Raw genomic sequence first — 26,317 nt, 5'->3', positions numbered from 1 at the left:
ACCGGCCAGTGTCATTGAATTGCCATCTGGCCTGTTTAGTCTGCCGCCCTTTGAGAGCCGGACGGGAGAGGACGTGGCCGCCAACCGCAAAAGCCTGCGCTGGATTCTGCTGCACGGAGCTGCCGGCGTTGCGGTGCTGTGCAGCCTGCTGAGTGGATTGCGCATTGCCAGTCTCTCTCGCCCGGAAGTCGCCCGATTTGAAGAGCTGCTCCCCCAGGGGCAGGTGATCGGACTGCACTTCCTTAGCGCAGTGGCGGTCACCCTGGTCGCCATCCTTTATGTCGTCCACCGCTTGCTGGCAGCCTACCGCGCGCGCGATTGCCGAACCTCAACCTCTGCCACGACCCGGCGCTGGCCGGGCTGGCAGCGGGCGATTATCCGCGCGGGATACCCGGTTCTGCTGTTGTCGCTGGGGAGCGGCTGGCTGCTGTTTGCGGGCACGGCAGGTATGGAGTGGAGCCTGCGCGACTGGCACTACCTGGGTGCCATCGGGATGCTCGCATATATCGCGCTACACGCCGGGCTCTACCTGGTGCGCTGGGGCCGAAAGTCCCTAGTGCGAATTTGCCTTCCTCAGGCAGGGCAGCGATCTCCCGGACGCCTGCTCGTCGGCGGCGGACTAGTCACCGCCACCCTGCTGATGCTTTTAAGTGGCTGGCTGCTAACTCACGGCCAGAGCCAGGTCCCGCTGCTGGTCGCGCAGATTCCACTTATCGACCCCGATCATTCCCCCATCGAGATCGACGGTCGCGCCGATGAACCCCAGTGGCAGCGGGCAATGCCAATCACGGTTTACACCGACGGCGGTGCCAACTTCGATGACGGCGCCACCGAGGTCACCCTGCGGGCACTTACCAACGGCGAAGAATTTTTTCTGTCCGCCCGCTGGCGGGATGCCACCCGCAGCCTGGTGCACCTGCCACTGCTGAAAACAGAAAATGGCTGGGAGGTGCAGCAACAGGGTTTCCACAATTTCGATGAAACCCGCCACTACGAAGACAAATTTGCCGTGCTGCTGTCCTCCAGCTGCGCTTTCGGCGCTGCCGGCACTGCGCACCTGGGGCGCAAACCGCTATCCGAGCGCCCGGCCAACTGGCATGGCAAGGGTTACCACTACAGCAGTGACGGGCAACTGCACGACCTTTGGCACTGGAAGGCGGTGCGCACCAACGACATGTATCTCGCCGACGACAACTTTATCGGCCCGCCGGATCAGGTGCGCCCGGGAGAGCGCCGCTATACCGCCGGTTACCAGCAAGACGGCAAGGAGTCCGGTGCTTACGTGATGAACTGGCAGTGGTACAAGCCCAGCATCATAGTACCCAAACGCCTGCCCATAGATCCGGTGCAACTGGCAGCGCTGCAAACAGGCCAAAATAAACACGACAGTAAATACCAAAACGAAAAAGCGGAGTGGGTAATCCCCTGGTTTGACTACCAGCCCTACTCCGCCGCGCAGGACGCGCGCTATCCGGCCGGCACGGTCATGCCGTCGGTGATGTACAACTCCAATCGCTTTGAAGGGGACCGCGCCGATGTGCGTGCCCGCGGCGTATGGAAAGATGGCTACTGGCATCTGGAAATTGCGCGCAAGCGGATTACCGGCTCCACGCTGGACGTGCCGATTGCCGATGGCACCTGCCTGTGGGTCTCGGCCTTCGATCACTCGCAGATTGCTCACACCCGCCACACCCGTGCGATCCGCCTGCAATTTTTCGAGGAGCCGGCGCGATGAAAGTCTGGCAACGCTCGCTTGTGCTTTTTTTACTGTCGGCCGGTGTGCTGCTTACGGCAGCGCTGCATCAACCGGAAGATCCCGTACCGGTTCCATACCATTTCACAAAAATAGATTCCTCTGGTGTACCGCTACCTAACTGGGCAGGCCCCTGGTCCTGCGTGTGCGACAGTCGCAGTAGTCTTTTGTGGGAAGTGAAAACCGACAGTGAAAATATTCACGATGGCCTTTGGACCTACTCCTGGTATCGGGAACAGGTCCACCAGAGCGAGGGGCTCACTACAGTATCCACTTCCGCTTCGAGAAAACAGACGGCGATTGGCACACCCAACAATGGCGACTGCTATTTCGAAGAAGAACGCTGCGATACCGCCGACCTGATCCGGCGCACCCGCGAAGAGACGTTGTGTGGTGCACAGGACTGGCGACTGCCCACCGCTGGTGAACTGCAAACCCTGGTCTACACAGACGCAAAAGCCGGCCAGCCCACCATCGATACCGCCTTCTTTCCAAAAACCAAACGCGGTGATTATTGGACTTCCGAACAAGATGGTTCATTACAAACCGTTTACAACTATTTAAAGTCCGGCGCGGTGGCGGTCAGTTTCGTGGATGGGCAGTCCATCACAATTCCACACCGCAATGCGGCGTTTGTGCGCCTCGTCTCCGGGAATTCAAAAAGCTGTCACTAATCCCCCTGCACACTGCCCGCGCTGTATTTTTTCGTTCTTCTGATTTCCATTTATTTTCTTTCTATAAAAACCTGGACAGGAAAACCCATGAAACAGTTTCTGGGAAGTAACTCTATTCGCCTGGCTGGCTCCGCGAGCCTGCTGATGGCCCTGTGTGCGGCAGACGCCAGTGCCGCCACCAAACATTACCGCCTGGTATGGGACACCGACGGCCGCACCAGCGCCGTGATCGGCTTTTCTCCCGATGGCAGCAGCTCCAATCCTTACGTGAGCTACGGCTACTCCACCAACGAGGGAAGCTGGACCAGCGCCGGCGTGGATGCCAGCTACACCTTTGATGGCAGTATCGACAGCAGTTTTGTACGCCTGGAAAATCTTTCCGCCGATTCCGATGTATTCTTCCGCGTATGTGACCAGGATGGCTGTGGCGATCGTTTCTGGTTCAAGACTGCCCCCAACGATAACTCCCCCTTTGTAGTCATTGCTGGCGGTGACACCCGCACCGGTCACACCAACCGTCGCCAGGGCAACCAGCTGCTGGCAAAAATTCGCCCACTCGCAGTGATGCATGGCGGTGACTTCACCGATGCCAACAGCGCCTCTCAGATGAATGCCTATCTCGACGATTGGGAGCTCACCTATTCCAGTGACCAGATCGACGGTTTGAGCTACAAGCGCATCTATCCACTGATCCCCACTCACGGCAACCACGAAGACGACAACTACTCGACCCTGTGTCAGGTGTTCGGAGCCGACTTCAATACTGACGGCAACTGCAACCCCAGCGACACCTACGGTGCCGTGCAGATTTCTCCGCTGCTGCGCGTATACACACTCAACAGCCAGTTTAAAAACAGCGGCTGGTCTTCCTACGCCAGCGCCCAGAACAACTGGCTGCAGAGCGATCTCGCCAGCTACGGCAGCAGCGCCCAGTGGCGCTTTGCCCAGTACCACAAACCCATGTTCCCCCACTACACCGGCAAATCAGAAAATCAAATTCTGCACACCTGGTGGGCACAGGATTTTTACGATTACGCGGTGAATCTGGTAGTGGAATCCGACACCCACATGACCAAGCTCACCCAGGCCGTTGAGCCCAGCGGTAACGGTTTTACCACCGCGTCCAATGGCGGCACCATTTATGTGGGTGAAGGCAGCTGGGGGGCGCCGGCGCGCTCCGCCAACGACCCCAAATCCTGGACCATCGATCTCGCCAGTATTCAGCAGTTCAAGGTGATTCAGGTAAGTCCGAGTGAACTGACCGTGCGCACTGCTCAATTCAATACCTCCGCCAGCAGCCTGAGCCGCGCCGACCGCGCCGCCGATCCACTGGCACTGCCCGCCAACGTCAACTGGTGGAGTGCCAACCAGGTGGGCGAAGCCATGACCCTGGTGCGCAATGGCAGCAATCGCAGTGTGATCAGCGGCGGTTCGTCCAGCAGTTCATCAAGCAGTTCATCAAGCAGTTCCTCTGGCGGCTCCTCCAGCGGCGGCTCCGGCGCCATTGCCATGGCGGTCACCGACGATGTATTTGTCACCGCAAACCAGACCGGCACCAATTACGATGGCAGCAACGAAGGCCTGCTGGCAGATGGCGCCGACTCGGCCTACGGGCAGATGATGACCCTGTTGAAATTCGACCTGGACGAAGTCGCCAGCTGCAGTAATTTCAGCAATCTGACTCTGGAAGTGAACGTCACCAACTATTCCAACAGCAGCTATGGCGTCTTCCTGGCCAACAGCGACTGGCAGGAAGAGTCCGCAACCTGGAGCAATATTGGCGGCAGTGGTGTGCGAGGCACCCAGCTCGCTACCTTCACCCCATCGTCAACCGGTCTGCGCCAGATCGGCCTGTCCAGCGGTGCGGTGGAAGGCTGGTTGAGCGACAACAATACCGGCCTGGTGATTGCGTCGCTCGGCGGCAGTGACGGTGTGGATATGAACTCGAAAGAGACAGGTACTGCACCGGTGCTCTACGTGAACGCAGACTGCGACGGCAGTGGTTCCAGCAGCTCGTCGAGCAGCTCTTCCAGTTCGGGCTCTGGCAGCTCGTCCGGCTCCGGCAGTACCCAGCAGTTGGTGCAAGCCGCATCTGACGACGTATTCGTAGGCTCAAGCAAAAGTGGCAGTAACTTTGACGGCGACAGCGATGGCCTGCTGGCGGACGGCAGTGATCGCCAGTACGGTGAGATTTACACCCTGATCAAGTTTGATCTGGGTGGTGTGGAAAACTGCAGCAACTTCTCCCAGGCCATTCTGGAACTGAACGTCACCGACCGTTCCGGTAACACCTATGGAGTTTACCGTGCCGCATCCAACTGGCAGGAAGGCAGTGCCACCTGGAACAGTGTCGGCGGCAGCGCCATACTCGGCAACCAGCTGACCACCTTTGTGCCCAGTTCCACCGGCACCCGCCAGATTGACCTGCTGTCTTCCGGCATTGTGGAAACCTGGTTGGCCGGCAGCAATACCGGCCTGGTCATAGCTTCCAATAACGGCAGCAACGGTGTGGACATGACCTCCAAGGAAACCGGACAGGGACCGCTGTTGCGACTGGAAGCGACCTGCAGCAATTAATCTGCGACAGGGTTTTCTGTCTTCCACAAAAAAGGGGGCTTCCGATCTGGAAGCCCCCTTTTTCTAACTCAGCTTTCTGTTTCGCCAGCGCGTTATTCCGATGCCTTCAGGGTGCGGTCAAAAAAGTCCTTCATCATCTGATGCCAGTGCTTGCGGGTTTCCTTGCCGCGCAGGCTGTGCTTTTTGCCGGGATAAGTCATCAATTCAAACTGCTGGCCGTTGTCCTGCAGCTGCTTGATCAATTTGGTGGTATTGGTGAACAACACATTGTCGTCTGCCATGCCGTGATAAATCAGCAGCGGGCCTTTCAGGTCCTTGGCATAGGGGAATACCGACGCCGCCTCGTAGGCCTCCGGCACCTGGTTCGGGTTGCCCATATAGCGCTCGGTGTAATGGGTATCGTACAGACCCCAGTCCGTCACCGGTGCGCCGGAGACGCCCGCCTTGAAATAATCCCCGGCCTTGAACATGGTCATCAGCGCCATGTAACCGCCATAGCTGTGGCCATAGACACCAATGCGCTCGGGATCTACAAACGGCAGTGAGCGCAGGAATTTCACCCCGGTAACCTGATCCTCCACTTCCACGCCGCCCATTTTTTTGAAGATGGGGTCTTCAAATTTTTTGCCGCGATTCGCGGAACCGCGGTTGTCCAGGGTGAACACCACGTAACCCTGCTGGGCCATAAACTGGTTGAAAGGTCTGTCCCAGCTATTGGTAACCAGCTGCGCGTGGGGGCCGCCGTACAGGAATACCATGGTCGGGTAGGACTTCTCGGGATCAAAGCCCGCGGGCTTGTACATGCGGTAGTGCAGTGTGTGCCCTTGCGGCGCTTTGATCTCCCCAAATTCCGGCTCAATCCAGTCACTCATATACGGGTGCAGCGGGTGGCCCTTCTCCACCTTGTTTTCCTGCAGCCAGGTCACGCGCTTACCATCGATACCGTGCAGGCTGACCTGAGCCGGTGTGGTTGGGTTGGAGTAGGTATCGATATAGCCCGAGGCATCAGCGGCAAATTTGATGCTGTGCATGCCGGCGCGGGAGGAAATTTTTTCAATCTTGCCGCTGCCGTTCAGGTCGGTCACATACAGGTGGCGCTCCAGCGGCGTGTCTTTGCGGCCGGAGAAATAAACCTTGCCGGACTTCTCGTCCAGCGCTTCCAGCTCGTCGATAGCCCAGTCACCACGAGTCAGCTGCGCCAGTTGTTTGCCGGAGAAGTCGTACAGGTATAGGTGCTTGAAACCGTCCTTTTCCGACGCCCAGATAAAGCGGTCGCTGTCTTTCAGAAAGCGCAGGTCGTGGAACAGGTTCACCCAGGTATCGCTGGTTTCCACCAGAGCGTTGCGGGTCTTGCCGCTGGGGATATCCACAAAGCGCAGTTCCAGTCTGTTCTGGCTACGGTTCTGCCATTGGTAGGAAAGCAGGTTATCCCGCGCCCATTTCACACGCGCAATATAGATATCTTCGTCTTTGCCAAGATCCAGCCACTGGGTTTTTCCGCTGGCGAGATCCAGCACACCCAGTTTGATTTTTACATTGGGGCGGCCGGCAGCGGGATAGCGCTGCTTGATCATATCGATGCGATCCGCATAGATTTCACTGCGGGTCACTTCATCCACCGGACTCTCATCCACCTGCAGGAAGGCAATGCGCTTTTCATCCGGCGACCACCAGTAGCCGGTCATGCGGTCCATTTCTTCCTGGGCAACGAATTCGGCCATGCCGTTTTTGATCGCGCCGTTTTTTGAACCGCCATCAGTGGTCAGCTGACGCTCCTTGCCGGTTGCCAGGTCCACCACAAAAATATTCTGGTCGCGGATAAAGGAAACGAAGTTGCCCTTCGGGGAAACCCGTACATCGGTTTCAAAAGCTTCGGTTTCGGTCAGGCGCTTGGACTTGCCGCCGTCCAGTGCGTAATAGAACACATCGCCGGCGAGGGGGAATAACAGGGACTTGCCATCTTTGGACCAGCTGTACTCCATGATACCGCTGCCAAAAATGCGCTGGCGCTCGCGGCGGGCCTTCTCCTCGTCGGAGAGCTTCTCCTCGCCACTGTGCAGCTTGTCGGAATCCACCAACATGTGCGTCTCGCCGTCGCTCAGGCGGTACTCCCACAGGTCGTAGCGGTTGTAGTCTTCCTCCCGTCCCTTGAGAAAAGTCACCCGGCTACCGTCCGGGGAATACTGCAGCGCGCGCGGGCTGGTCCCGCTCAAAGCAGGGTCAGAGAATATTCTGTCGATCGTCAGCTGTTCCGCAGAGGAATAACTGGCAAAAGCACAGCCCAACAGGAAAAACAGTTTCCGCTTCATATAACCACTCGCGCTTGAATCTTTATCAGCGAGAGATAATAGAGGGCAGGCTTTTCCAACGCCAGATTTTGCGGCGATGCGACCTTATTCGACGTTGAGCGCCGGGGAAGAAATGGCTGCTGATCGGGGGGAAAGCAGGCTCACCAGTACACCGGCCAGTAACGCGGCAGAGACCGCGGGAATAATCGGATTGCCCCAGAATCCGTTGACCGTGACCATCACAAGCAGTGAGGTGACCGAACCAGCCAGCAGCGAGGCAAGTGCGCCCTGCCAGGTGTAGCGCGGCCAGAAGCGCCCCAACAACCCACAGGCAAACAGCCCGGCCATCACCGTGGAAATCATTTTGCTGATGTAGCCGATCAGGTCGTCGGACATCATCGCCATCGCGAGCGCGATTCCGATGACCACCAGCAATCCAATGCGGGACTGTTTCAAGCCATCACTCTTTTCTTCCGCCGGCGTTTTCTTCAGGTCGCGCACCAGTACCGAAACGCCGGCAATGGCATCGGAGCTGGCACTAGACATGGTGGCCGACAGGCCCGCCAGCAATACCAACACACCGATGCCCAGCGGAAGCACTTGGATCGCGAGATAGGGGAAGGCAAAGTTACGGTTGTCCAGCGCGGGATTCAGCACAAAGGCACAGATACCGATAATGGCCGGTACCAGGGAAAAAAACAGGTAAAGGCCGCCGGAAATATAAAACGACTTGCGCACGGAGCCGACACTGCGCGCGGAGTAAATACGCTGGCGAAAGGAAGGTGTGGCCAGAACACCGATGGCGATAACGGTAGCCAGGGAAAGTGCCGGCAGGAATGCCATCGGCTGTGACCGCTCAACGGCCCGCTGGGATTCAGTAACCACTTCCCAGCCACCCACGGTGTGCACCGCAAATACCGCCATCAGCAGAAAACCGATAAACAGTACCAACGCCTGCAGCGTATCGGTCCACACCACCGCGTGGTAACCGCCCACGATCACAAAAATTCCAAAACCCACTGCCACCAGCAGTTTCGCCAGCTGCAGATCGATGCCGGTAATCCAGGCAAGGTACAGGCTACCGCCCAGAATGTGCGCGCCGAGCCAGCCGAGGCAGGCCACCAGAATCAATACCGCGACCACCTTCTTTACCAGCGGGTGATTACCCACATAAGACGCGAGCTCTTCACTCATGGTGGCAAAGCCCTGCGCCCGTACGGGAGCGAACAGCAACCCGAGCAGCAGGATCCCCACCGCACCGCCAATACCATACAGAGCCCCCGCCCAGCCATTGGCATAGCCAAAGCCCACCGCGCCCATGGAAGAGCCGGTGCCAACCATAGTGGCAACGGTGGTGCCGATGGTCAGAAAGATCGGCAGGCTGCGGCCGGCGAGCAGGAAGTCGTCCTCATCGGTGCTGCGCCGGGAGACGAACCAGCCAACGGCGATCAGGAAAACGATATAGAGGCCGAAGGCCCCCAGAAAAATACTGGCATTCATTGTGGGAAATTATTGTTATTGAACGCGGATTATTGGGTTATTTTTTTAGGCTGCCACCGCAGCGGCGACCTGCAATGCAGGCGTGGCCTGAAGTGTGCAGCTGTTGTGCCTTTCCTCGACGGACAGGGTGGCCCCCTTTCCTAGAGACTATTCTAAAACCAAAGCGCAGCAGATGTGCGCTTCAGGACGCGCGCTACGGAGATTTATAGCAAACTATGCCAACTTCTACTTTGCAGTCTACTACCAGGTCGCATACAGAGCAGATTCGCGCGGGTGGATGATCTCCGAAATTTTCTTTGAAGACTTTGTTAAAAGACTGAAAGTATCTCGCGTCGGTAAGAATCACCGTCACATGGATCACATCCGCAGCGCTATAGCCAGCCTTATCCATAATTGCAAAGCAGTTGTCGATGGCCAGCTGGGACTGCTCAACAACCCCCCCCTCCACCACTTCACCATCGCGCATCGGTGTCTGGCCGGACACGTAAAGAAAACCACCAGCTTCTACTGCACTGGAAAAAGGCAGATGCTGGCCACCTGTACCCGTGCCGCCCTCGGCGCCGAATCTCTGAATCATTGGAAACTCTCAGTTTATTAGTAATTTCAGGAAGAAGGTAAACGGGTAATTAGCCGCGGAACAGAAAAGTACCGCTGCGGCTTTTCTGCACCATGCCTTCGCAATAGGCACAAACCCCGTTTACCCATACCCGGGATATTCCCTGCGCCGGACGCTGCGGTTGTGCATAACTCGCCATGGATTCCAGCGCGACGTAATCGAACAGCACCAGATCCGCGCAATACCCTTCGCGAATAAACCCACGATTCGCCAGGCCAAAATTGGTCGCGGAAAGTCCGCTCATCTTGTGCACCGCCTGTGGCAGGTCGAACAAGCCGAGATCGCGGCCATAGTGGGCGAGCACCCGCGGGAAGGCGCCCCACAAACGCGGGTGGGGATGGGGATCATTGGGGAGACCGTCGGAGCCGACCATGGTGAGGGGGTGCTTGAGAATGTTTTTTACATCCTCATCGCTCATGCAGTGATACACCGCACCGGCGGGTATCAGCTTTTTCGCGGCCTCAAGACTGGAGAGATTCCACTCCCGCGCGATTTCCGTCAGCGAGCGGCCGCCCTGCTCGGGGCAAGGTTCGGACCAGGTAATAAAGACTTCCACATCGTCGGTGACCTGGGCCAGATCCAGGGTGCTGGAGCTGGCGGTATAGGGGTAGCAGTCACAGGCGACTTTCTGATGCTCGGCGGCAGCTTCCAGGGTACCCAGCACTTCTTCGCTGCGCCCCCAGTTACCGCGCCCGGCGCATTTCAGGTGGGAAACTATCAATGGCACCCGGTGTTCCCGGGCAGTCATCAGTGCCTCGTCCATCGCTTCCAGAATGCGATCGAATTCGGTGCGCAGATGGGTGGTGTACACCCCGCCCTGCTCTGCGAGCTCCGCAACCATTTCCAGAACTTCGGCCGTATCCGCGCACTTGGCGCTGCCATAGGCGAGGCCGGAACTGAGCCCGATGGCACCCTGCTGCAGGGCACCGCGCAATTGCGCGCGCATGGCGGTGAGTTCTGATTCGGTGGCGGTGCGCTGCAGGTCATCCATATGGTTGTTGCGCAGGGAGGTATGGCCTACCAGTGCGGCCACATTCACATTGGGGCTGGATTTTTGCACCGCGCGGGCATAATCGGAAAATTGTGGGTAGGCGAAGCGGTTGCGATCGCCCAGCAGATTCAGTGGATCGGGCGGATCGCTTTGCAAAGTGACTGGGCTGGCACTGATGCCGCAGTTGCCTACGATCACCGTGGTGACCCCCTGGCTGATTTTGGCGGGCACCTGCGGATTGTGGATAACTTCGAGGTCGTCGTGGGTGTGGACGTCGATAAAACCGGGGGCGAGATACAGGCCTTCGGCCTCGATAATTTCTCGCGCAGTGTCTGTGATCGTACCGGGCTCGGCGATGCACTGGATACGGCCTTTGGCAAGGGCAATGTCGGCGGTAAAAATGTCAGCACCGCTGCCGTCAACAACCGAGCCCTTGCGAATCACCGTATCGTATATCATTCCATGTCCTACTTGGTGCTCACTCAGTCTCCCAGCGGCAAGCGATCCTCGCCGTGCTTGTGACTGTCGAGCGTATGCTTGAGACGCCGCAACGTCTCACGGCTTTTGCGTTTTTGTTTAACCGCCAGCTCGGTGGCCAGCACATCGATCGCGGCCAGCATCACGTAGCGCGCCGCGGTCGGTTTGAAAATGTAATCGGTTTCCAACGGTTCCATCGGCACCAGGTGGTGCAGAATTTTCGCCAGTGGCGAATCCGCAACGGTGACGCCCAGTGTGGTTGCGCCGTACTCCCGCGCAATCTCCGCCGCTTCCTGCACATCCGGGCTGTAACCGCCCATGGAAAGACACAGCACCACATCGTTGTTGTCGATGGTGGAAGCCGCCATGCGCATCAGCATGGGATCCGAGTAGGCGGTGGCCGCAAAGCCCAGGCGGAAAAACCGGTGCTGGCATTCCTGAGCCAGCACGGTGGAGCCGCCGCCCACCCCAAATATCAGAATCTGACGGGCTTTCACCAGGGCTTCTACCGCGGGCTCGATCACCGTCTCGGTAACCAGTCGCGCGTTGTGGTCCAGCGCCGCCTTGATCTCGTCGTAAACGCCGTAGTTGGCACCCGGCTCCGCCTTTACCTCGGTGTAGAACCGCTGCCCCACTGCCAGCGCCTGGGCGAGACGCAATTTCAGGTCGCGTACATTCTTGCAGCCCACCGCTTTGGCGAAGCGGGTAATGGTGGCCTCGCTCACGCTCGCTTTATCCGCGAGTTCACTGATACTCGCGTGGGCGGCAAAGCCGATATCGTCCATCACCAGTCGCGCGATCTTCTGCTCGGCATCGCGCAATTGGCCATAATGGGCGTTGATCTTCGAAACAATATCCGGTTCGTGACTCACGGCAGGGTTCCTGTTTTCCTGGAGATCTTTGGGCCACACATGTGACTCTTTGAAGCGGCTCTTTTAGACGCCTCTTTTGAAACGGATAGGATGTTACTGAACTCGGTGCAGTATATGTATCGTGTTTGTTACTTTCAATACTGCAATTGAGTATGTGATACTTTCTACCACCCCTTATTAACAGTTTGATCGTTTTGAGACGGAGTTGGCCCATGAGCGCCGAGCCCACAAACCCGCAGTCTTCCCCGGCCACCAACCTGCTGCGCGAGGAAATCCCCCTGCCCGCAGCGGTCCTCTACCGCTCGCGCCTGGAGCACAACCTGCAGTGGATGCAGTCATTTGCCGACCAGCGCGGGGTAAAGCTCGCCCCCCACGGCAAAACCACCATGACCCCGGCACTGTTCCGCATGCAGCTGGCCGCGGGGGCCTGGGGTATGACCCTTGCCAACCCGCAGCAGGCAAGGGTAGCGGCAGAAGCCGGGGCAACCCGGATCCTGATGGCCAACCAGCTGGTGGGCCGGGCAAATATGCAGCTGGCCAGTGACTTGCTGCGGGATTACCCACAGCTGGATTTCTATTGCCTGGTGGACTCCACAACCAATATCCGCCAGCTGGGAGAATTTTTCGGCTCCACCAAGCAGCCACTGAAAGTACTGATTGAAGTCGGCGTGCCCGGGGGGCGCACCGGCTGCCGCAATACCGACGAAGTAAATGCGCTGTGCGAAGAGCTTAAACACTGGCCCCAATTGCAGCTGGCGGGAGTGGAAACCTACGAGGGGCTAATACAAAAAAAAGAGGACGGGGAAGGCGCCGAAGCGCGTGTGACCGAGCACCTGAAATTGGTGCGCGATATCTGCCTGTCACTGCTCGAGCGAGAAGAGTTTGCCACTGAAACGGTCATTCTGAGTGGAGCGGGTTCCGCCTGGTACGATCTGGTGGCCGAGGTATTTACCGATCACAAGGCACCGCGCATCCTGCCGGTACTGCGCCCGGGCTGTTACCTCACCCACGACCGGGGCATTTATGAGGAAGCACAGGCCGCGGTGATGGCGCGGCTGGACGGGCACTGTTGCCCAAGCGGGGATCTGCAATCGAGCCTGGAAGTCTGGGCCTATGTGCAATCGCTGCCGGAACCGGGCATGGCGATTCTAAATTTCGGCAAGCGCGACGCCGCTTATGACGCGGGATTGCCGCGACCGGAAATGCACTTTCGCCCGGGCCGGGACACAACCCCGCATACAATCACGGAAGGCTGGCGGCTTACCAACATCATGGACCAGCACGCCATGCTGCAGATTCCCCGGGACGCCGATCTTCAGGTGGGCGATATGCTCGCGCTCTCCACCTCGCACCCCTGCCTCACGTTCGACAAGTGGCGCCAGGTACTGATCATCGACGATGACTACAACCTGCAGGAAACCGCGGAAACCTGCTTTTAAACAGTACAACAAGAATAAAAAAAGATATGGCAAATCTATTATTCAAGATCAGCGCACTGACGGGCCTGGCTCTCGTAATGGCCGCACCGATTGGTAGCGCTGAATCCACAGACCGCGGGGAGGTCAAACTACACACGCCATTGATGCCCTACCCCCGCCAGATCCAGCCAGTTTCCGCCGATCCGATGCAACTGGATGCGAATAGCCAGCTCTGTTTTGCGCACGCAGCCTCTCCTAAACTGATCGCGGCCACCGAGCGTTTCCGCGCGCAGCTGCAGCGCCAGCGCATTATGGCATTGCAGGCTGCCGTCGACTGCAAAAAAATCGCGGACAATAACGCGGCGGCACGGATCGAAATCGCGTTTGAAAGCAAACCGAAACGTATCGATGAAAACACGCTGGCGGCACTCGACGTCAACCGCGAGCTTTACCGCTTGCGCATTGAGGCGGGCAAGGTGCGGCTGAGTGCCCACAGCGACACTGGACTGCTTCACGGCCTGCAAACGCTCTCACAATTGAGCGGCGTCGGGGAGACCCCATCGAGCACAAACGACATTAGCTTGCCGGCCGTCGAGATTGTCGACTACCCGCGATTCCGCTGGCGCGGAGTGCTGCTGGACTCCGCACGCCACTTCCTTTCGGTCGACACCATCAAACACCAACTGGACGGTATGGCGGCGGCCAAGCTGAATGTCTTCCACTGGCACCTGACCGATGACCAGGGCTGGCGCCTGGAAAGTCGCGCCTACCCCCGGCTACACCAGACGGCTCCGGATGGAGAGTTTTATACCTGGCAGCAGGTGCGGGAAATCGTCGCCTACGCCGCCGAGCGCGGCATCGTTGTAGTACCGGAAATTGATATGCCCGGCCACGCCAGCGCCATTGCGGTCGCCTATCCGGATTTGATGTCTGCGCCCGGCCCCTACCAGCCGGAAGACCGCTGGGGCGTGCACAAACCGCTGCTCAATCCCGCCAACCCGGCGGTGTACACCTTTGCTGAAAAAATTCTCGGAGAAGTCGCCGAGCTGTTTCCGTTCGAGTATGTGCATATCGGCGGGGACGAGGTGGACCCGGAGCACTGGGAACAGAACCCGCAGATACAGCGCTATATGCAGCAACACAACCTCGCCGACAGCCACGCACTGCACAATGATTTCAACAGCCGACTGGCAGGGATTCTGAAAGAACTCGACCGCAAGATGATCGGCTGGGATGAAACCCTGCACCCGGATCTGGCACCTACGGCCGCGGTGCAGTCCTGGCGCGGTCCGGATGCGCTGGGGGAAATTGCTCGCGCCGGACACTACGGCATTTTGTCCACCGGCTTCTATGTGGATCAGCCCCAATACACCAGTTACCACTACCGCAATAACATTATCCCCACACCACTAGAATTTGATGCCATTCAGCCCGGGGAGAAGTGGCAGACCTGGCAGTTCGAAGCACCGCGCAAACGGGGCAGCGCGGTTACCGGTTCTTTTACCCTTGTGGAATCCTCGAGCGGAGAGCTGCGCGGGGTAATGGTATTCAATGGCAAAAAACCCGCGGTTCTGCAGCAGGGAAAGCGTACCGGCCCCTATACCTACTTCCGACTGGACACCTGGATGGGCCCGCTGCGCGCGCGTGTGAATCTGCAGGATAAAACACTGCGCGGTGAATTTATTGTGGGTAACGCGCCCTACCACCCAACGGGTGAGCTGATTGCCAGCAACAGCCAGGAGAGTAAAGTCCCCACTTTCTCTTCCGGCTTTTCTGGTGCTGCCGCACTCAACGATGCACAGAAAAAGAATATCCTCGGCGGTGAAGCGGCTCTCTGGGCGGAGATGGTCGACGAACACAATATCGACCTGCGCCTGTGGCCCCGTACCTTTGCGGTCGCGGAGCGACTCTGGTCGGGCAGGGAATTGAAGGATGAGGGTTTTCTCTACCAACGGCTGAGTGGAATCGATCAATGGGCAGAAGCGGCGCTGGGGCTTCAACACAAAACCCAACAGACGGAAGCACTATCAAAACTGTTCCCGAAAGACCTGCAGGCAGAGGCGCTGGCATTTTCAGCCGTACTGGAGCCCGCCCACTACTACCACCGCCACCACGAAAAATCAGCCAATGAAACCTACTCCCGCCGGGATTCCCTGCACCGCTTTGCCGACAGTCTGCCGGTTGAGAGTATGGCCCTGCGAGATTATCGCAAGCTTCTAGATAGCCTGCCGGCAAATCCAGAATCCGACTTCACCCGCCAACGCCTGCTGAGCGGCCTCGAAAGTATGCAACGCGCAGGTATCGCCGCCGAGGCGCTGCTGAATCAAAAAAATCCGCTTTCCCCTGAGATCCAGCAGCTGGCAGAAAAAGTGCAACAACAACTGAAACTGGCCGAGCTGATTACCGATCGCTACCAGAAGCAACAGACCTTCTCGGCAAGTGAGGAAATCAAACTCCGCAAGCGACTGGCAGCGCTGAAAGGAATGCACGCGGAGGTGACTCTGCCTGCGGTTTATGTTCTGGAGCGGCTGCTGGACCAACTGCAGTACGCTTTAACGAAGAACCCAAAAAAGTAAACGGACAATATCTTTAACATGGTTAAGACTTTAACAATCTCCCTGCTGGCACTGGCGATTACCGCAAACGCCGCGGCTTCTACAAAGATCAACGAAAAACCGGACACTACCGACTGGATGCCTGAGGGCAGTTTCACCAGTGGCGTGGAGGGACCGGTAGTCGGCGCAGACGGCAGTCTGTATGCGGTAAATTATTCAGAGCAAGGCACCATCGGCCGCATCACAGGAAAGGAAACCGGCGAAGTCTGGCTGAAACTCCCCGAAGGCAGTATCGGCAACAGCCTGCGCTTTCACCAGGGCTTTTTGTATGTTGCAGATTACACCGGCCACAATGTGCTGAAAATCAACCCGGCAAGTCAAAAGATCGTGCACAGATTTCACAACCCGCAGATGCATCAGCCAAACGATATTGCCATTGCGGGCAACGGCACTATTTATGCGAGCGATCCGGACTGGGCGAACAACAGCGGCCAGCTGTGGCGAATCTCACCACACGGTGAATTTACGCTACTGGAAAAGGACATGGGCACCACCAATGGTATCGAACTGAGTCCGGATGGTAAGAAACTATATCTCAATGAAAGTGTGCAGCGTCGGGTGTGGGTTTACGATGTGCTGGAAAATGGCGATGTCGCCAACAAGCAGCTACTGATCGAGTTTGATGATTTTGGGCTGGACGGAATGCAGACAAATACCGAGGGTAATCTATACATCACCCGCTACGGCGCGGGCACAGTGCTCAAGGTTTCTCCCGCCGGTGAAATTCTTGCAACCATCCGCCTGAAAGGACAACACCCGACCAATATCGCACTGAACGCTGATGGAAGCACCGGGTACGTGACCATGCAGAAGCGCGGTGCTATTGAGTATTTCTCTATTCCTCACTGACTGCGCTAGTGGTCCATGCGGAAAGTTGTGTAACTGTTCGCTTCGCCAAAGTGTCCAGCTCTGCGTTGAGAAAGCTTGAAATAGAACCACTATTCCTGCGCTTTCTCGCCTTGATCTGAACACTTTGGCTGTGCTCCTTAGTTACCGAACTTTCCGCATGGACCACTAGAAAATAGAAATCCAATCTGAAGTCCGTGACTCTCACTAACTGAAACAGCAGATACAACAAAAAAGGTGTGCCACTTGCGTGGCACACCTTTTTTGTTGAACAACGCTGTCGGATTAACCCGCGATCAGAAATTACCGCTGATCGTCAGGCCATAGCGACGGTCGGTCTTGAAGGTCAGGGACTCCTTGGTGGTGCCTTCCTGATTGACCTGCGCCAGGGTCTTGGTTTCAAGATCCAGCAGGTTGCCGATCTCCAGTCCCACTCGCCAGTTGTCATTCAGGGAGTAGAACAGGCTCGCATCCATCATGCCGGCAGCTTCCGTGTAGATGGGGGCGAACTCGTTGGAGTCGCGGCGGGTGACCATGTAATCCGAACGCCAGGTGTAGGCGAGACGCATGGAGAAGTCGTTGTACTCGTACATGCCCACGATGTTGTAGTTCTGATCGGAATATCCCTCAAGCGGCAGCCCGGAGAAGTTGCGGAAAGTATCGCGCTGATCGCTGATGGGTTGTCCGTCAGCAGTGAAGCGCTGCGCACCCAGGCCGCTCTCCGGATCGTTCAGGTCATTCTGATCGATGTAGGTGTAGTTGAGCTGCAGTCCCAGACCACTCAGCGCGCCGGGCAGGAAGTCGTAGAACTGCGAGTAAGACAGCTCGACACCCTGAATGGAACCGGAGCCGGTGTTCGCCGGGCCGGTCAGGCTGAATTCCTGGGAAATGCCATTGTCCGGGTTGGTCACGGTTTCGACGAAACTGCGATTGCGGATAATGTCGTGCATTTTCTTGTAGAAAAGCCCCATGGACACCGAGCCAGCGTCGGAGAAGTACCACTCCGTCGTCAGATCGAAGTTGTCGGCTTTCTCCGGCTCCAGGTTCGGGTTCAGCGAGGTACCGAACAGGTTGACGTCAGTAACGCCGACCACCGGATTGGTGGCGTCGTCGGTGTCGTCGGAGCCCGGGTTCTCGCGAATCGCGGTGTAGCTGATACCCAGGGTTTTGGTGCTGCGGGCCTGATCCAGCGTCGGGAAATACAAGCCGCGGGAAGCGCCGAAGCGCAACAGCACATCATCCGACAGGTTGAACACCAGGTTCAGGCTGGGGAGCACGGTATCGTAATCGGTGCCCTCAACACTCTGCACGGAACCGGTGCCGTCGGCAAACGCGTAGAGGTCCGGATAGGTTTCCTGGAATACGCTGATCAGGCTGTCGCTGCCGGAAATGGCCGGGGGCAGTACCACGTAGCCGTCGGAATCCAGCTGGTAGCTGACATAGCGCAGGCCCACATTACCGCGCACCGGGACAGCGCTGTCATCTATAGCGAAATCCGCGCGGATATAAGCCTCAAGGCGCTCTTCCCCGGTATTGGAAATATCGTGAGCGGCGAAAGGTCCGTTGACGCGGTCGGCGAGATCTTCGGAGCCCGAGTAACACTCTGCATTGGGCTGGCCGGCGGAACCGAACGGCGCATTGTTCCAGGTGCCACAACCACTGCGCATGGCTTCACTGAAATTCTTCACCAGGCTCATACGCGGGAAGAAGAAGTTGCTGGTGATATCACCCTGCAGTACCTGACCATCGTAAAAATCACTGAAGTCGACGGTCTCCCAGGCTTCCGGCGCCACGTCCGGCCCGGCCTTGTCCACCTGCGCCTTCACCCAGCCTTCATTCACGAAGCCCCAGTTGGCGTACTCGGTGTTGCGCATGGTCAACGCTTTATCCGAGTAATACATGCCGGTGTGAATTTTGTTGAACAGGCCATCCAGCTCGTAATCGAGATCGAGACGGAAACTGTCACCCTCGGCATCGGAATTGACCTCGTGGTCCAGCGCGGTGGCAATATAGTGGGTCTGGTTTTCACCGGCCCAGTTTGACCAGTAACCCGGGTTGTTCCAGGTGGGATTCAGGAACTCAACGGAGGGCAGTGAGCTGCGCAGATCCAGGAATACATCCGAGGCATTGGAGCCCGGGGCAACGCGGGCATTGATCCCGTAGTTGTGCACAATCTCTTCGGATTCGACGTGCTGGTAGTCCACGGATACCGTCATGCGATCCGTCGGTCGGAAGGTCACATTGAGCGAGGTATCTTCAACGGAATTGATGTTCTGGTTGTAGCGGGAGGAAGCCAGCATCGGCAGTTCGGCGTCGGCACGGATGATACCGCTGGTGAGGTAACCGTCGTCGAAAGTGATGGGATGCGCTTCGTCCTCCAGCCAGTGGGCGGCAAACCAGGTGGTGGGGTGGAAGCCCTGCCCCTGGGTACCGATCACCCGCTCTTCCCACTCCAGCTCGGCCTTGGAACTGATGTGTTCCAGGGTAGCGGTGATCCTTTCATCGTTGCTCTGCCACTGCACGGAGCTGGCAAAGCCTTCGCGGGTGCGGTCATTTTCCGCGGTGCGCAGGGAGAACTGGCCGGGTGCGTACACCACGCTGCCCGCTTCCTGGCCGGGAATCATCGGGCCTTCCAGCGGCGAGCCCTCTGCCGGGCGAACCACAGCACCCCAGGCCATTTCGCCAATAAATGCATCGCCGCGGGAATAGTAGTTGGCTACGCCGACGCCATCGCCGCGGGTTTTGTATTCGGAACCGGAGCCGGCCACCAGGAAGCCGACCTTACCGATGTCTGTTTCCCAGGAATCGGAAAACAGACCGGAAAAGGACGGTGTGGCCTCTTCACGAAAATCGCCGTAATTGGCTTTGGCGGTAAACGCCAGAATCTGCTCGTCGGTATCCAGCGGCTTGCGGGTAATCAGGTTTACCGTGCCGGCGATACCACCGGCGGTCAGGTCCGCGGTCTGGTTCTTCACCACTTCTACCGCGCCCAGCAGTTCCGGGGAGATATCTTCGTAGTTCAGGCCGCCCCAGGGATTGGCACTGAAGGCATCGCGACCGTTGATCTCACTGCGCACGCGGTCGAGACCGCGCACTAGTACACCGGTACCCTCATCGGCGTAGTGGTTGGGGTCGTCGGACGCGGCAAAGCGCTCGATGGTTACGCCCGACACCCGCTGCAGGGCCTCAGTCACGGATTTGTCTGGCAGCGCGCCGATGTCCGATGCGGTAATCACGTCTTTTACCGTGTCCGCATCCCGCTTCAGGTCCTGGGCGGACTGGAGGTTGGAGCGCAAATCACCGTAGACCACAACCTCTTCTACCAGCGCATCGTCGATTTGTTCTGCTTCCTGCGCAGCGAGCTGTCCTGGCAATAGGCCATAGACCGCGCCGTATACGGCGATGCTCAGCAGTTTTTTGTTGAACCCTTTGTTGAACGCGGGATGGTGTTTCCTTGTCATGGCGAACCCTCGGTGATGTCTATTTTTTATTCGAATCGATTTGTTTGATTATTAGTATCTGCGCGGCCACCAGCGCATGTTGCACCCCCAATCTGCACCCCAACCCTACCCCACTGCGATGCAAAAAATGCTCCGGGGCTCTTTAGGTAACCAGGTGGGCCAAGCAGACCCGCTTCCGGCGTTACCCGGGTGAGCCCCGACTGCGAGCGATACAAGGTGAACATCAAAAACGGACTGGTGATACCAGCGCATGACATGAAACATACCAATCAAGAAAATAACTTTCAACATTAAATTCAATTAATGTTAGAAACTTTCACAGCGCAAGAATTCAAACTTCCCCGAGTAGCACCGGTTAACACTCGTTAACGGATCTTTACCACTCGTCCTCAGTAAAAATAGTGTCTCTATGGTCTCATAGACCACACACCACACAGGAGACACCATGAAACGTCTGTACAGCGCTGCCACTTTCGCGGCCATTGCCACAGTGACCGGATGCGCCAGCGCCCCGAAAGCGCCGCCGGTTTATTCCGAGTCCTTCATTACCAATATCACCCCGCAGGGCAACCATCTGTTTACCTACACCGCCAGTCTGAGCATGGAAAATGCAGGAGGTGGCCGCAAGCCGGGCGGCGGCGGTCGAGGTGGCAAGGGAGGCAGAGGCCCCGGTGGCGGTATGGGTGGAGGTAAGGGCGGTGGCGCGGGCGGGATGCCGGCCAAAATGCGCGAAAACGCCAGCGAGGCCGCCATGGAACGCCTGGACCTGGTGCTCGCAGAAACCAACTACTGCCCACATGGCTGGTTTGTTATCGAAAAAACGGCAGACCGGGGCAATGTGGAGGTTAAAGGAGAGTGCCGAGCCCGTTGAGGCCCCTACGATTCCCCGCGAGATAGCGTAAACTGGCCTGAATAAATCCAACTCTGGGCGTTATCAATGAAAATTCGGGCCGGTGCCATCCTGTCACTGTCTGTCAGCGCGCTGTGGCTGTCAGGCTGTGACTCCAAGTCTCACCCAACTGCACAGGAACATCCTGCGGATCAATTTTTGAAAAACATCGCAGCCCATTGCGGCCAGGCATTTGCCGGAGATATTACCGCCAATGAGCCACGCTCCGATAAGCCCGACCCGTTTGAAGGCAAGGAACTGGTGATGCATGTGCACGGCTGCGAAAATCCGGCACAGGAAATTCACATTCCCTTTCACGTGGGCGACGATCGATCCCGCACCTGGATACTGACACGCACGGAAAACGGGCTTCGGCTCAAGCACGATCATCGCCACAAAGACGGCAGCGAGGACGCTGTGACCATGTATGGTGGCGATACTGCCAGTGCGGGGACAGAAAATCGGCAGGAATTCCCGGTAGACGAGGAATCCATAGAAACCTTCAACCGCGAAGGGTTGAACGCATCAATTGAAAATACCTGGGCCATGGAAATTCACCCCAGCCGGTATTTTATTTACGAACTGACCCGGCCGAATGGGCGAGAATTCCGCGTGCAGTTTGATCTGAGCAAGCCCGTCACGGCACCGCCGGCACCCTGGGGGCACTGAGCCCCCGGATCGACGTATTAACTCAGTCCTTATGCAGCAGATAGTCCGCGTGGAAACGCAGATGTTGCTCGATAAAGGTGGCAATAAAATAGTAGCTGTGGTCGTAGCCCGCGTGAAACTCCAGTTTCAGCGGGTAACCCGCCGCGTCCGCCGCCGCCTTGAGGGCATTGGGCTTCAGCTGCTGATCCAGAAACTGATCCTCTTCCCCCTGGGATACCAGCATCGGTAATTGCGCAGTGGCGCGGCTCAGTAGCGCGCTCGCATCGTATTCCTCCCACAGGGCTCTATCCGCCCCCAGGTATGCCGCCAGTGCCTTCTCTCCCCAGGCGCAGGCCATGGGATTACAGATGGGACTGAAAGCAGACACCGAGGTATAACGGTCGGGGTTTTTCAGCGCAATGGTCAGCGCACCGTGCCCTCCCATGGAGTGGCCGCTGATGGCACGGCGATCACTCACCGGGAAATTTTCCTCAATCAGCGCCGGTAACTCTTTCACCACATAATCGTACATCTGATAGTGGGGCTTCCACGGAGCCTGAGTGGCGTTCACATAGAATCCTGCGCCCTTGCCGAGGTCATACCCCTCATCGTCCGCTACCGAGTCACCTCGGGGGCTGGTATCCGGAATCACCAGTGCGATACCAAGCTCTGCCGCCATACGCTGGGCACCGGCTTTCTGGGAAAAGTTTTCATCGGTACAGGTGAGGCCAGAGAGCCAGTAGAGCACCGGAAAACGCTGATCCTTTTCCGCCTGGGATGGCAGAAAAATGGAAAATTGCATTTCACAATCGAGCGCGTCGGAGCGGTGGCGGTACTGGCACTGGCTGCCATCAAAGCTCTGGGTCTTGCTGACTAGTTCTAGCATGCTGGAAGCACCTCAGTTTTAGTGACCATTGTTGTAGTGAATCACACTGCGGATGCTTTTGCCTTCGTGCATAAGGTCGAAGGCCTCGTTGATCTGTTCCAGCGGCATGGTGTGGGTGATAAAGTCATCCAGCTGGAATTCTCCGGCGAGGTAGCGCTCCACATATTCCGGCAGCTGGGAGCGCCCTTTCACCCCGCCAAACGCGGTTCCGCGCCATACTCGCCCGGTGACCAGCTGAAACGGTCGGGTGGAAATTTCCTGGCCCGCCCCGGCAACGCCGATAATCACAGATTCGCCCCACCCCTTGTGGCAACACTCCAGTGCCGAGCGCATTACATTCACATTGCCGATACACTCGAAGGAATAATCCACACCACCGTCGGTGAGCTCCACGATGACTTCCTGAATCGGCTTGTCAAAATTTTTCGGGTTGATGCAGTCGGTGGCTCCCAGCTTTTTCGCCAGCTCAAACTTGCCTTCATTGATGTCGACGGCAATGACCCGGCCCGCTTTGGCCAGGCGCGCACCGATAATCGTGGCAAGTCCGATCCCGCCAAGGCCGAACACGGCAACGCTCGCGCCCTCTTCCACCTTCGCCGTGTTCGCCACGGCGCCCATTCCGGTGGTCACGCCACAGCCGAGCAGGCAGATCTCTTCCAGGGGAGCCGACTTGTTCACCTTGGCCACCGAAATTTCCGGCAGTACCGTGTATTCGGAGAAGGTGGAGGTGCCCATATAGTGGTAAATCGGCTCGCCGTTGACAGAAAAGCGCGTGCTACCGTCAGGCATCAGGCCCTGGCCCTGGGTGGAGCGGATCTTCTGGCACAGGTTGGTCTTGCCAGAAGTACAGAATTTGCACTCACCACACTCCGGGGTGTACAGGGGGATCACATGATCGCCGACCGCTACGCTGGTTACCCCTTCGCCGACGGACTCCACAACACCGCCGCCTTCGTGGCCGAGAATGGCCGGGAACACCCCCTCAGGATCATCACCGGACAGGGTGAATGCATCGGTGTGACACACACCGGTCGCCATCAGTTTGATTCGCACCTCGCCCGCCTTGGGTGGCGCTACTTCCACGTCTTCAATGGACAGTGGCGCGCCGGCTTTCCAGGCGACCGCGGCTTTACACTTGATCGGCTCCGCTGACATGTAGCTCTCCTGTTTGTTCTGATGGCCAATTAGGCAGAAAGCTTAACAGATCAGAACATGCCTGCCTGTCTTAAATACCCACCCAGCGCCTGGCTTCGCACCATTTTGCTTCAATGTCTGGGGCTCGCGCCCTCTACTGGTGCTCAGCCAGTGCCTCGTACTCGCCCTCCCCTTTCACCGCCCATTGCGCTGAACTGGCCCATTCTTTGCTCCGATACAGACAAAAGACAACAAAGGCTCGATAACGATGACTGACCACCAGTGGCTGATGACCTCGCAAGCGCTCAACGCTCTGCGCACTCTGCGCAAACGTATCCAGGCCGAATTCGGCATCAACCTGCGCTTTTCTGATTTCAATTTTGAGCAACAGCTGGCAGGCCTCAAGCACCGCAGCAAAGACACCCAATCACTCACTTTGATCGCGCAGCTGGAAGCCATGAAGGGAGGGCCATTCCTTACCGGCCAGGAACCACCAGAACGCCTGTATCGCGGACAGAGAGTACTGCAGGAAACCGGAGGAAAAGATATTTACGAAATGATTTACGGTGAAGAACTCGCGCTGCACGACGGACGGGGATCACAAGCGCAGCCGCGCAGAATGTATCGCGGCCAGCCTGTACTTGGCTGACCGGTAATTGGCAAGCCGTGACTTATTGCATAGATGACTTTTTGTATAGGCGACTTTTGTATTGGTGGCTTTATGTATAAAAAGTATCTTCCAAAAAATGGTTTCGCGCAGAAGTTGCCGACTACATACGAGCCAATTCCTGCAACGCATCGACTTCCAGAAAATCTTCCATCTCGTCGAGCAATTCCTCCGCAAGATCTTCCAACAGGCGCTCGGTGGCCTCGCGGGTGGTATCTTCTACCGTGCCGCCATCCTTGGGGGCTTTGGTCCGATAGCGCGCCCGCAGTTTCAGCTCGGCAATATCCACGGTTCCTTCCCGCAGAGGGGGGGCACCGGCCCTGGAGCTCAGTAGGCGGTAGTGGAATTTTCCATAGGCAGCCATACTACCCTTCTCTACGTCGTACTCTTTGCTACTGAAAATATCGAGTATTTTCTGACGCACGGTCACATCAAACTCAGTTTGTAACGTGAGCGGCGCTGCACCATCCACTACGCGCACGCGCTCGTCATCAAAAAACTCGCCAAATTGCTGTTGAATCTGCTGGCTCAGATATACGCCGAACGCCTCGTTGGCTTTTCTGCGCATTTCCCCCAGGCCACCGTTACTGCCCGACAGTGCCAACAATAACTCCAGGTTATTGCCTGTGAGTGGAGTCGGCGCCTCAATGCGAATGTCAGACGGCGCTACCGAAAGCCAGAATTCTGGGTCACTACCGGTGTAGCCAGACCAGCCGCTGGCAGTATTGGCGGACAACGCCTGAGACCAAACAGTCAAACAGGTGAGAATCAGTGCGAAGGTACACCGCAGGCCCTGGGATAGCGGGGAATGAGCGGAAGAGGAGTAGAGGGCGGAAACTGGGTCGGGGAATATTCTTGAGGGCATTCTTAGGGGCATGCTTAGGGGCATAGTCTCGCTCCCGGGTCTTCGGGTTAATTGATCGTGCGGCCAACGGGCGGAAAGCCAGTTTGCTGCACGAACACTATCCCTTGCAACCTGCGGGCCAGATTCGGGACCTGGCCCCGGGAGCGAGCACGCCGACGAGCGGCTCTATTGCCCCACTGCTAATACGCCCTACTGAAGGTAGCGGGCCTTGAGCAGTGCGAGTTCCTGAGCGTCCACATCCAGCGCGTGCTGAATATAGCCCTCTACCGAACCGTGCTGACGCTCCATCTCGGCAAATGCGGTTTCCAGCCAGGAAGCTTCCACGCCGGCGAGTACACCGACAACTTCCGGCGGCAGCTGGGCGAAGAACGCGTACATCTGCTTCTGCTTTTCGCTGGCGTCTTCCGGCAGTGTCAGCGAGCTGTGCTGTTTGCTGCTCTTGACGACTTCATTGGTCAGCAAGTAGTCCTGCTCGATGGTTGCGCGGTCCACGCCCAGTGCGGTCAGGATCAGCGCCGCGCCGATACCGGTGCGGTCTTTACCTGCGGAGCAGTGGAACAGCAGCGCATCGTCGGAGTCGATCAGCTTCTGAAACATGGCCTTGTAGTGCGGCGTCTGCTGTTGCACCAGGCCAACATACGCCTTGTTCATCAGCTCGGCCAGATCCTGCTTGGAAAAGTCGGGCTTGCGCAATACCTTGCCAAACTCCGCTTCCCAGTCACCCATCATCTCGTAATCCCAGGTCAGGTGATCGATTTCGCCTGCCTGCCAGTGGGTGGGCTCGCTGGAGCGCTCTTCGCTGGAGCGGAAATCCACCACGGTGGCAATTTCACGATCTTCCAGATAGTCGTAGTCGCTTTCGGAAAGATTGGTCAATACACCAGAGCGGTACAGCTTGCCCCACTTTACGGTTTTACCGTCGGCGGTTTTGTAACCACCGAGGTCGCGGAAGTTGCGCCCGCCTTCCAGTGGCAGTACACGGGTGTGCGCCACTTCCGCCTGCGCACTGGACTGCGCTTCAGTATGTGCGCTATTGGCGGTCAGGGAATTGCCAGCCATGGAACCGGAAGACGCACAGCCACCCAGTGCCAGGGCCGCAATTGCGGCCACCAGGGTATTGGATACAAATTTATTCATCAT

General features: G+C 57.5%; 19 protein-coding genes. 9 read left to right on the top strand and 10 right to left on the bottom strand.

The genetic code is table 11. The annotated features are described in order from the left end of the window. Positions 1–73 precede the first annotated feature (73 nt). The 3 genes from ACXAG1_RS05940 (at position 74) to ACXAG1_RS05930 (ending at position 5,004) form a co-directional block, all read left to right on the top strand. The gene (locus tag ACXAG1_RS05940) at positions 74–1,735 is read left to right on the top strand and encodes an ethylbenzene dehydrogenase-related protein (RefSeq protein WP_475119219.1); all 1,662 of its coding nucleotides are present in this window, start codon (positions 74–76) and stop codon (positions 1,733–1,735) included. Continuing rightward, the gene (locus ACXAG1_RS05935) at positions 1,732–2,427 is read left to right on the top strand and encodes an Lcl C-terminal domain-containing protein (protein WP_475119218.1); all 696 of its coding nucleotides are present in this window, start codon (positions 1,732–1,734) and stop codon (positions 2,425–2,427) included. Before ACXAG1_RS05940 ends, ACXAG1_RS05935 begins: the two co-directional genes overlap by 4 nt. Before the next feature lie 87 nt (positions 2,428–2,514). Beyond that, the gene (locus ACXAG1_RS05930; protein ID WP_475119217.1) at positions 2,515–5,004 is read left to right on the top strand and encodes a DNRLRE domain-containing protein; all 2,490 of its coding nucleotides are present in this window, start codon (positions 2,515–2,517) and stop codon (positions 5,002–5,004) included. A 92-nt stretch (positions 5,005–5,096) separates the two neighbouring features. Here the strand turns inward: ACXAG1_RS05930 and ACXAG1_RS05925 are convergent, their stop codons facing one another. The 5 genes from ACXAG1_RS05925 to ACXAG1_RS05905 form a co-directional block, all read right to left on the bottom strand. Beyond that, entirely contained in the window at positions 5,097–7,313 is a 2,217-nt protein-coding gene (locus ACXAG1_RS05925; RefSeq protein WP_475119216.1) for a S9 family peptidase, read from the bottom strand. An 84-nt stretch (positions 7,314–7,397) separates the two neighbouring features. Then, positions 7,398–8,792, bottom strand: coding sequence for a sodium:solute symporter family protein (locus tag ACXAG1_RS05920; RefSeq protein WP_475119215.1), 1,395 nt, complete (start codon positions 8,790–8,792; stop codon positions 7,398–7,400). A 193-nt stretch (positions 8,793–8,985) separates the two neighbouring features. Next, on the bottom strand, positions 8,986–9,369 hold the full coding sequence (locus ACXAG1_RS05915; RefSeq protein ID WP_475119214.1) for a RidA family protein: 384 nt from the start codon (positions 9,367–9,369) through the stop codon (positions 8,986–8,988). Between the two features lie 49 nt (positions 9,370–9,418). Beyond that, positions 9,419–10,858: an N-acyl-D-amino-acid deacylase family protein gene (locus ACXAG1_RS05910; protein ID WP_475091938.1), complete on the bottom strand. Its 1,440-nt coding sequence runs from the start codon at positions 10,856–10,858 to the stop codon at positions 9,419–9,421. A gap of 23 nt (positions 10,859–10,881) precedes the next feature. Then, positions 10,882–11,748: a MurR/RpiR family transcriptional regulator gene (locus tag ACXAG1_RS05905; RefSeq protein ID WP_475091937.1), complete on the bottom strand. Its 867-nt coding sequence runs from the start codon at positions 11,746–11,748 to the stop codon at positions 10,882–10,884. 212 nt (positions 11,749–11,960) lie between these two features. Between ACXAG1_RS05905 and ACXAG1_RS05900 the strand changes: the two genes are divergently transcribed. The 3 genes from ACXAG1_RS05900 to ACXAG1_RS05890 are packed head-to-tail and all read left to right on the top strand — an operon-like array spanning position 11,961 to position 16,630. Then, entirely contained in the window at positions 11,961–13,187 is a 1,227-nt protein-coding gene (locus ACXAG1_RS05900; protein WP_475119213.1) for an amino acid deaminase, read from the top strand. Between the two features lie 26 nt (positions 13,188–13,213). Continuing rightward, positions 13,214–15,742 carry a family 20 glycosylhydrolase gene (locus ACXAG1_RS05895; protein WP_475119212.1) on the top strand — a complete coding sequence of 843 codons (2,529 nt, stop codon included), beginning with the start codon at positions 13,214–13,216 and terminating at the stop codon, positions 15,740–15,742. A gap of 18 nt (positions 15,743–15,760) precedes the next feature. Further along, positions 15,761–16,630 (top strand): SMP-30/gluconolactonase/LRE family protein, encoded by an 870-nt coding sequence (locus ACXAG1_RS05890; protein ID WP_475119211.1) that lies wholly within the window; start codon positions 15,761–15,763, stop codon positions 16,628–16,630. 293 nt (positions 16,631–16,923) lie between these two features. Here the strand turns inward: ACXAG1_RS05890 and ACXAG1_RS05885 are convergent, their stop codons facing one another. Beyond that, complete coding sequence (locus ACXAG1_RS05885) at positions 16,924–20,088, bottom strand: TonB-dependent receptor (protein WP_475091933.1); 3,165 nt, start codon at positions 20,086–20,088, stop codon at positions 16,924–16,926. Between the two features lie 445 nt (positions 20,089–20,533). On the opposite strand from ACXAG1_RS05885, the gene ACXAG1_RS05880 reads away from it, so the two are divergent. Next, the gene (locus ACXAG1_RS05880) at positions 20,534–20,959 is read left to right on the top strand and encodes a hypothetical protein (protein WP_475119210.1); all 426 of its coding nucleotides are present in this window, start codon (positions 20,534–20,536) and stop codon (positions 20,957–20,959) included. A 66-nt stretch (positions 20,960–21,025) separates the two neighbouring features. Next, positions 21,026–21,646 carry a hypothetical protein gene (locus ACXAG1_RS05875; RefSeq protein ID WP_475091931.1) on the top strand — a complete coding sequence of 207 codons (621 nt, stop codon included), beginning with the start codon at positions 21,026–21,028 and terminating at the stop codon, positions 21,644–21,646. Between the two features lie 22 nt (positions 21,647–21,668). Here ACXAG1_RS05875 and fghA read toward each other — a convergent pair whose 3' ends face one another. Together fghA and ACXAG1_RS05865 are read right to left on the bottom strand one after the other, a co-directional pair. After that, the gene (gene fghA, locus ACXAG1_RS05870; RefSeq protein ID WP_475091930.1) at positions 21,669–22,511 is read right to left on the bottom strand and encodes an S-formylglutathione hydrolase; all 843 of its coding nucleotides are present in this window, start codon (positions 22,509–22,511) and stop codon (positions 21,669–21,671) included. A gap of 18 nt (positions 22,512–22,529) precedes the next feature. Then, positions 22,530–23,666 carry an S-(hydroxymethyl)glutathione dehydrogenase/class III alcohol dehydrogenase gene (locus ACXAG1_RS05865; RefSeq protein WP_475091929.1) on the bottom strand — a complete coding sequence of 379 codons (1,137 nt, stop codon included), beginning with the start codon at positions 23,664–23,666 and terminating at the stop codon, positions 22,530–22,532. 247 nt (positions 23,667–23,913) lie between these two features. On the opposite strand from ACXAG1_RS05865, the gene ACXAG1_RS05860 reads away from it, so the two are divergent. After that, a complete protein-coding gene (locus ACXAG1_RS05860; RefSeq protein ID WP_475119209.1) occupies positions 23,914–24,294 on the top strand; it encodes a hypothetical protein in 381 nt (126 codons plus the stop codon). Between the two features lie 121 nt (positions 24,295–24,415). Here the strand turns inward: ACXAG1_RS05860 and ACXAG1_RS05855 are convergent, their stop codons facing one another. Together ACXAG1_RS05855 and ACXAG1_RS05850 are read right to left on the bottom strand one after the other, a co-directional pair. After that, on the bottom strand, positions 24,416–25,069 hold the full coding sequence (locus ACXAG1_RS05855) for a hypothetical protein (protein WP_475091927.1): 654 nt from the start codon (positions 25,067–25,069) through the stop codon (positions 24,416–24,418). A 297-nt stretch (positions 25,070–25,366) separates the two neighbouring features. Further along, complete coding sequence (locus tag ACXAG1_RS05850) at positions 25,367–26,314, bottom strand: tyrosine-protein phosphatase (protein WP_475119208.1); 948 nt, start codon at positions 26,312–26,314, stop codon at positions 25,367–25,369. Between the last annotated feature and the right edge of the window lie 3 nt (positions 26,315–26,317).

It is taken from the genome of Microbulbifer sp. ABE4_465 (assembly GCF_056160765.1).
This window is presented reverse-complemented; position numbering and strand designations above follow the sequence as displayed.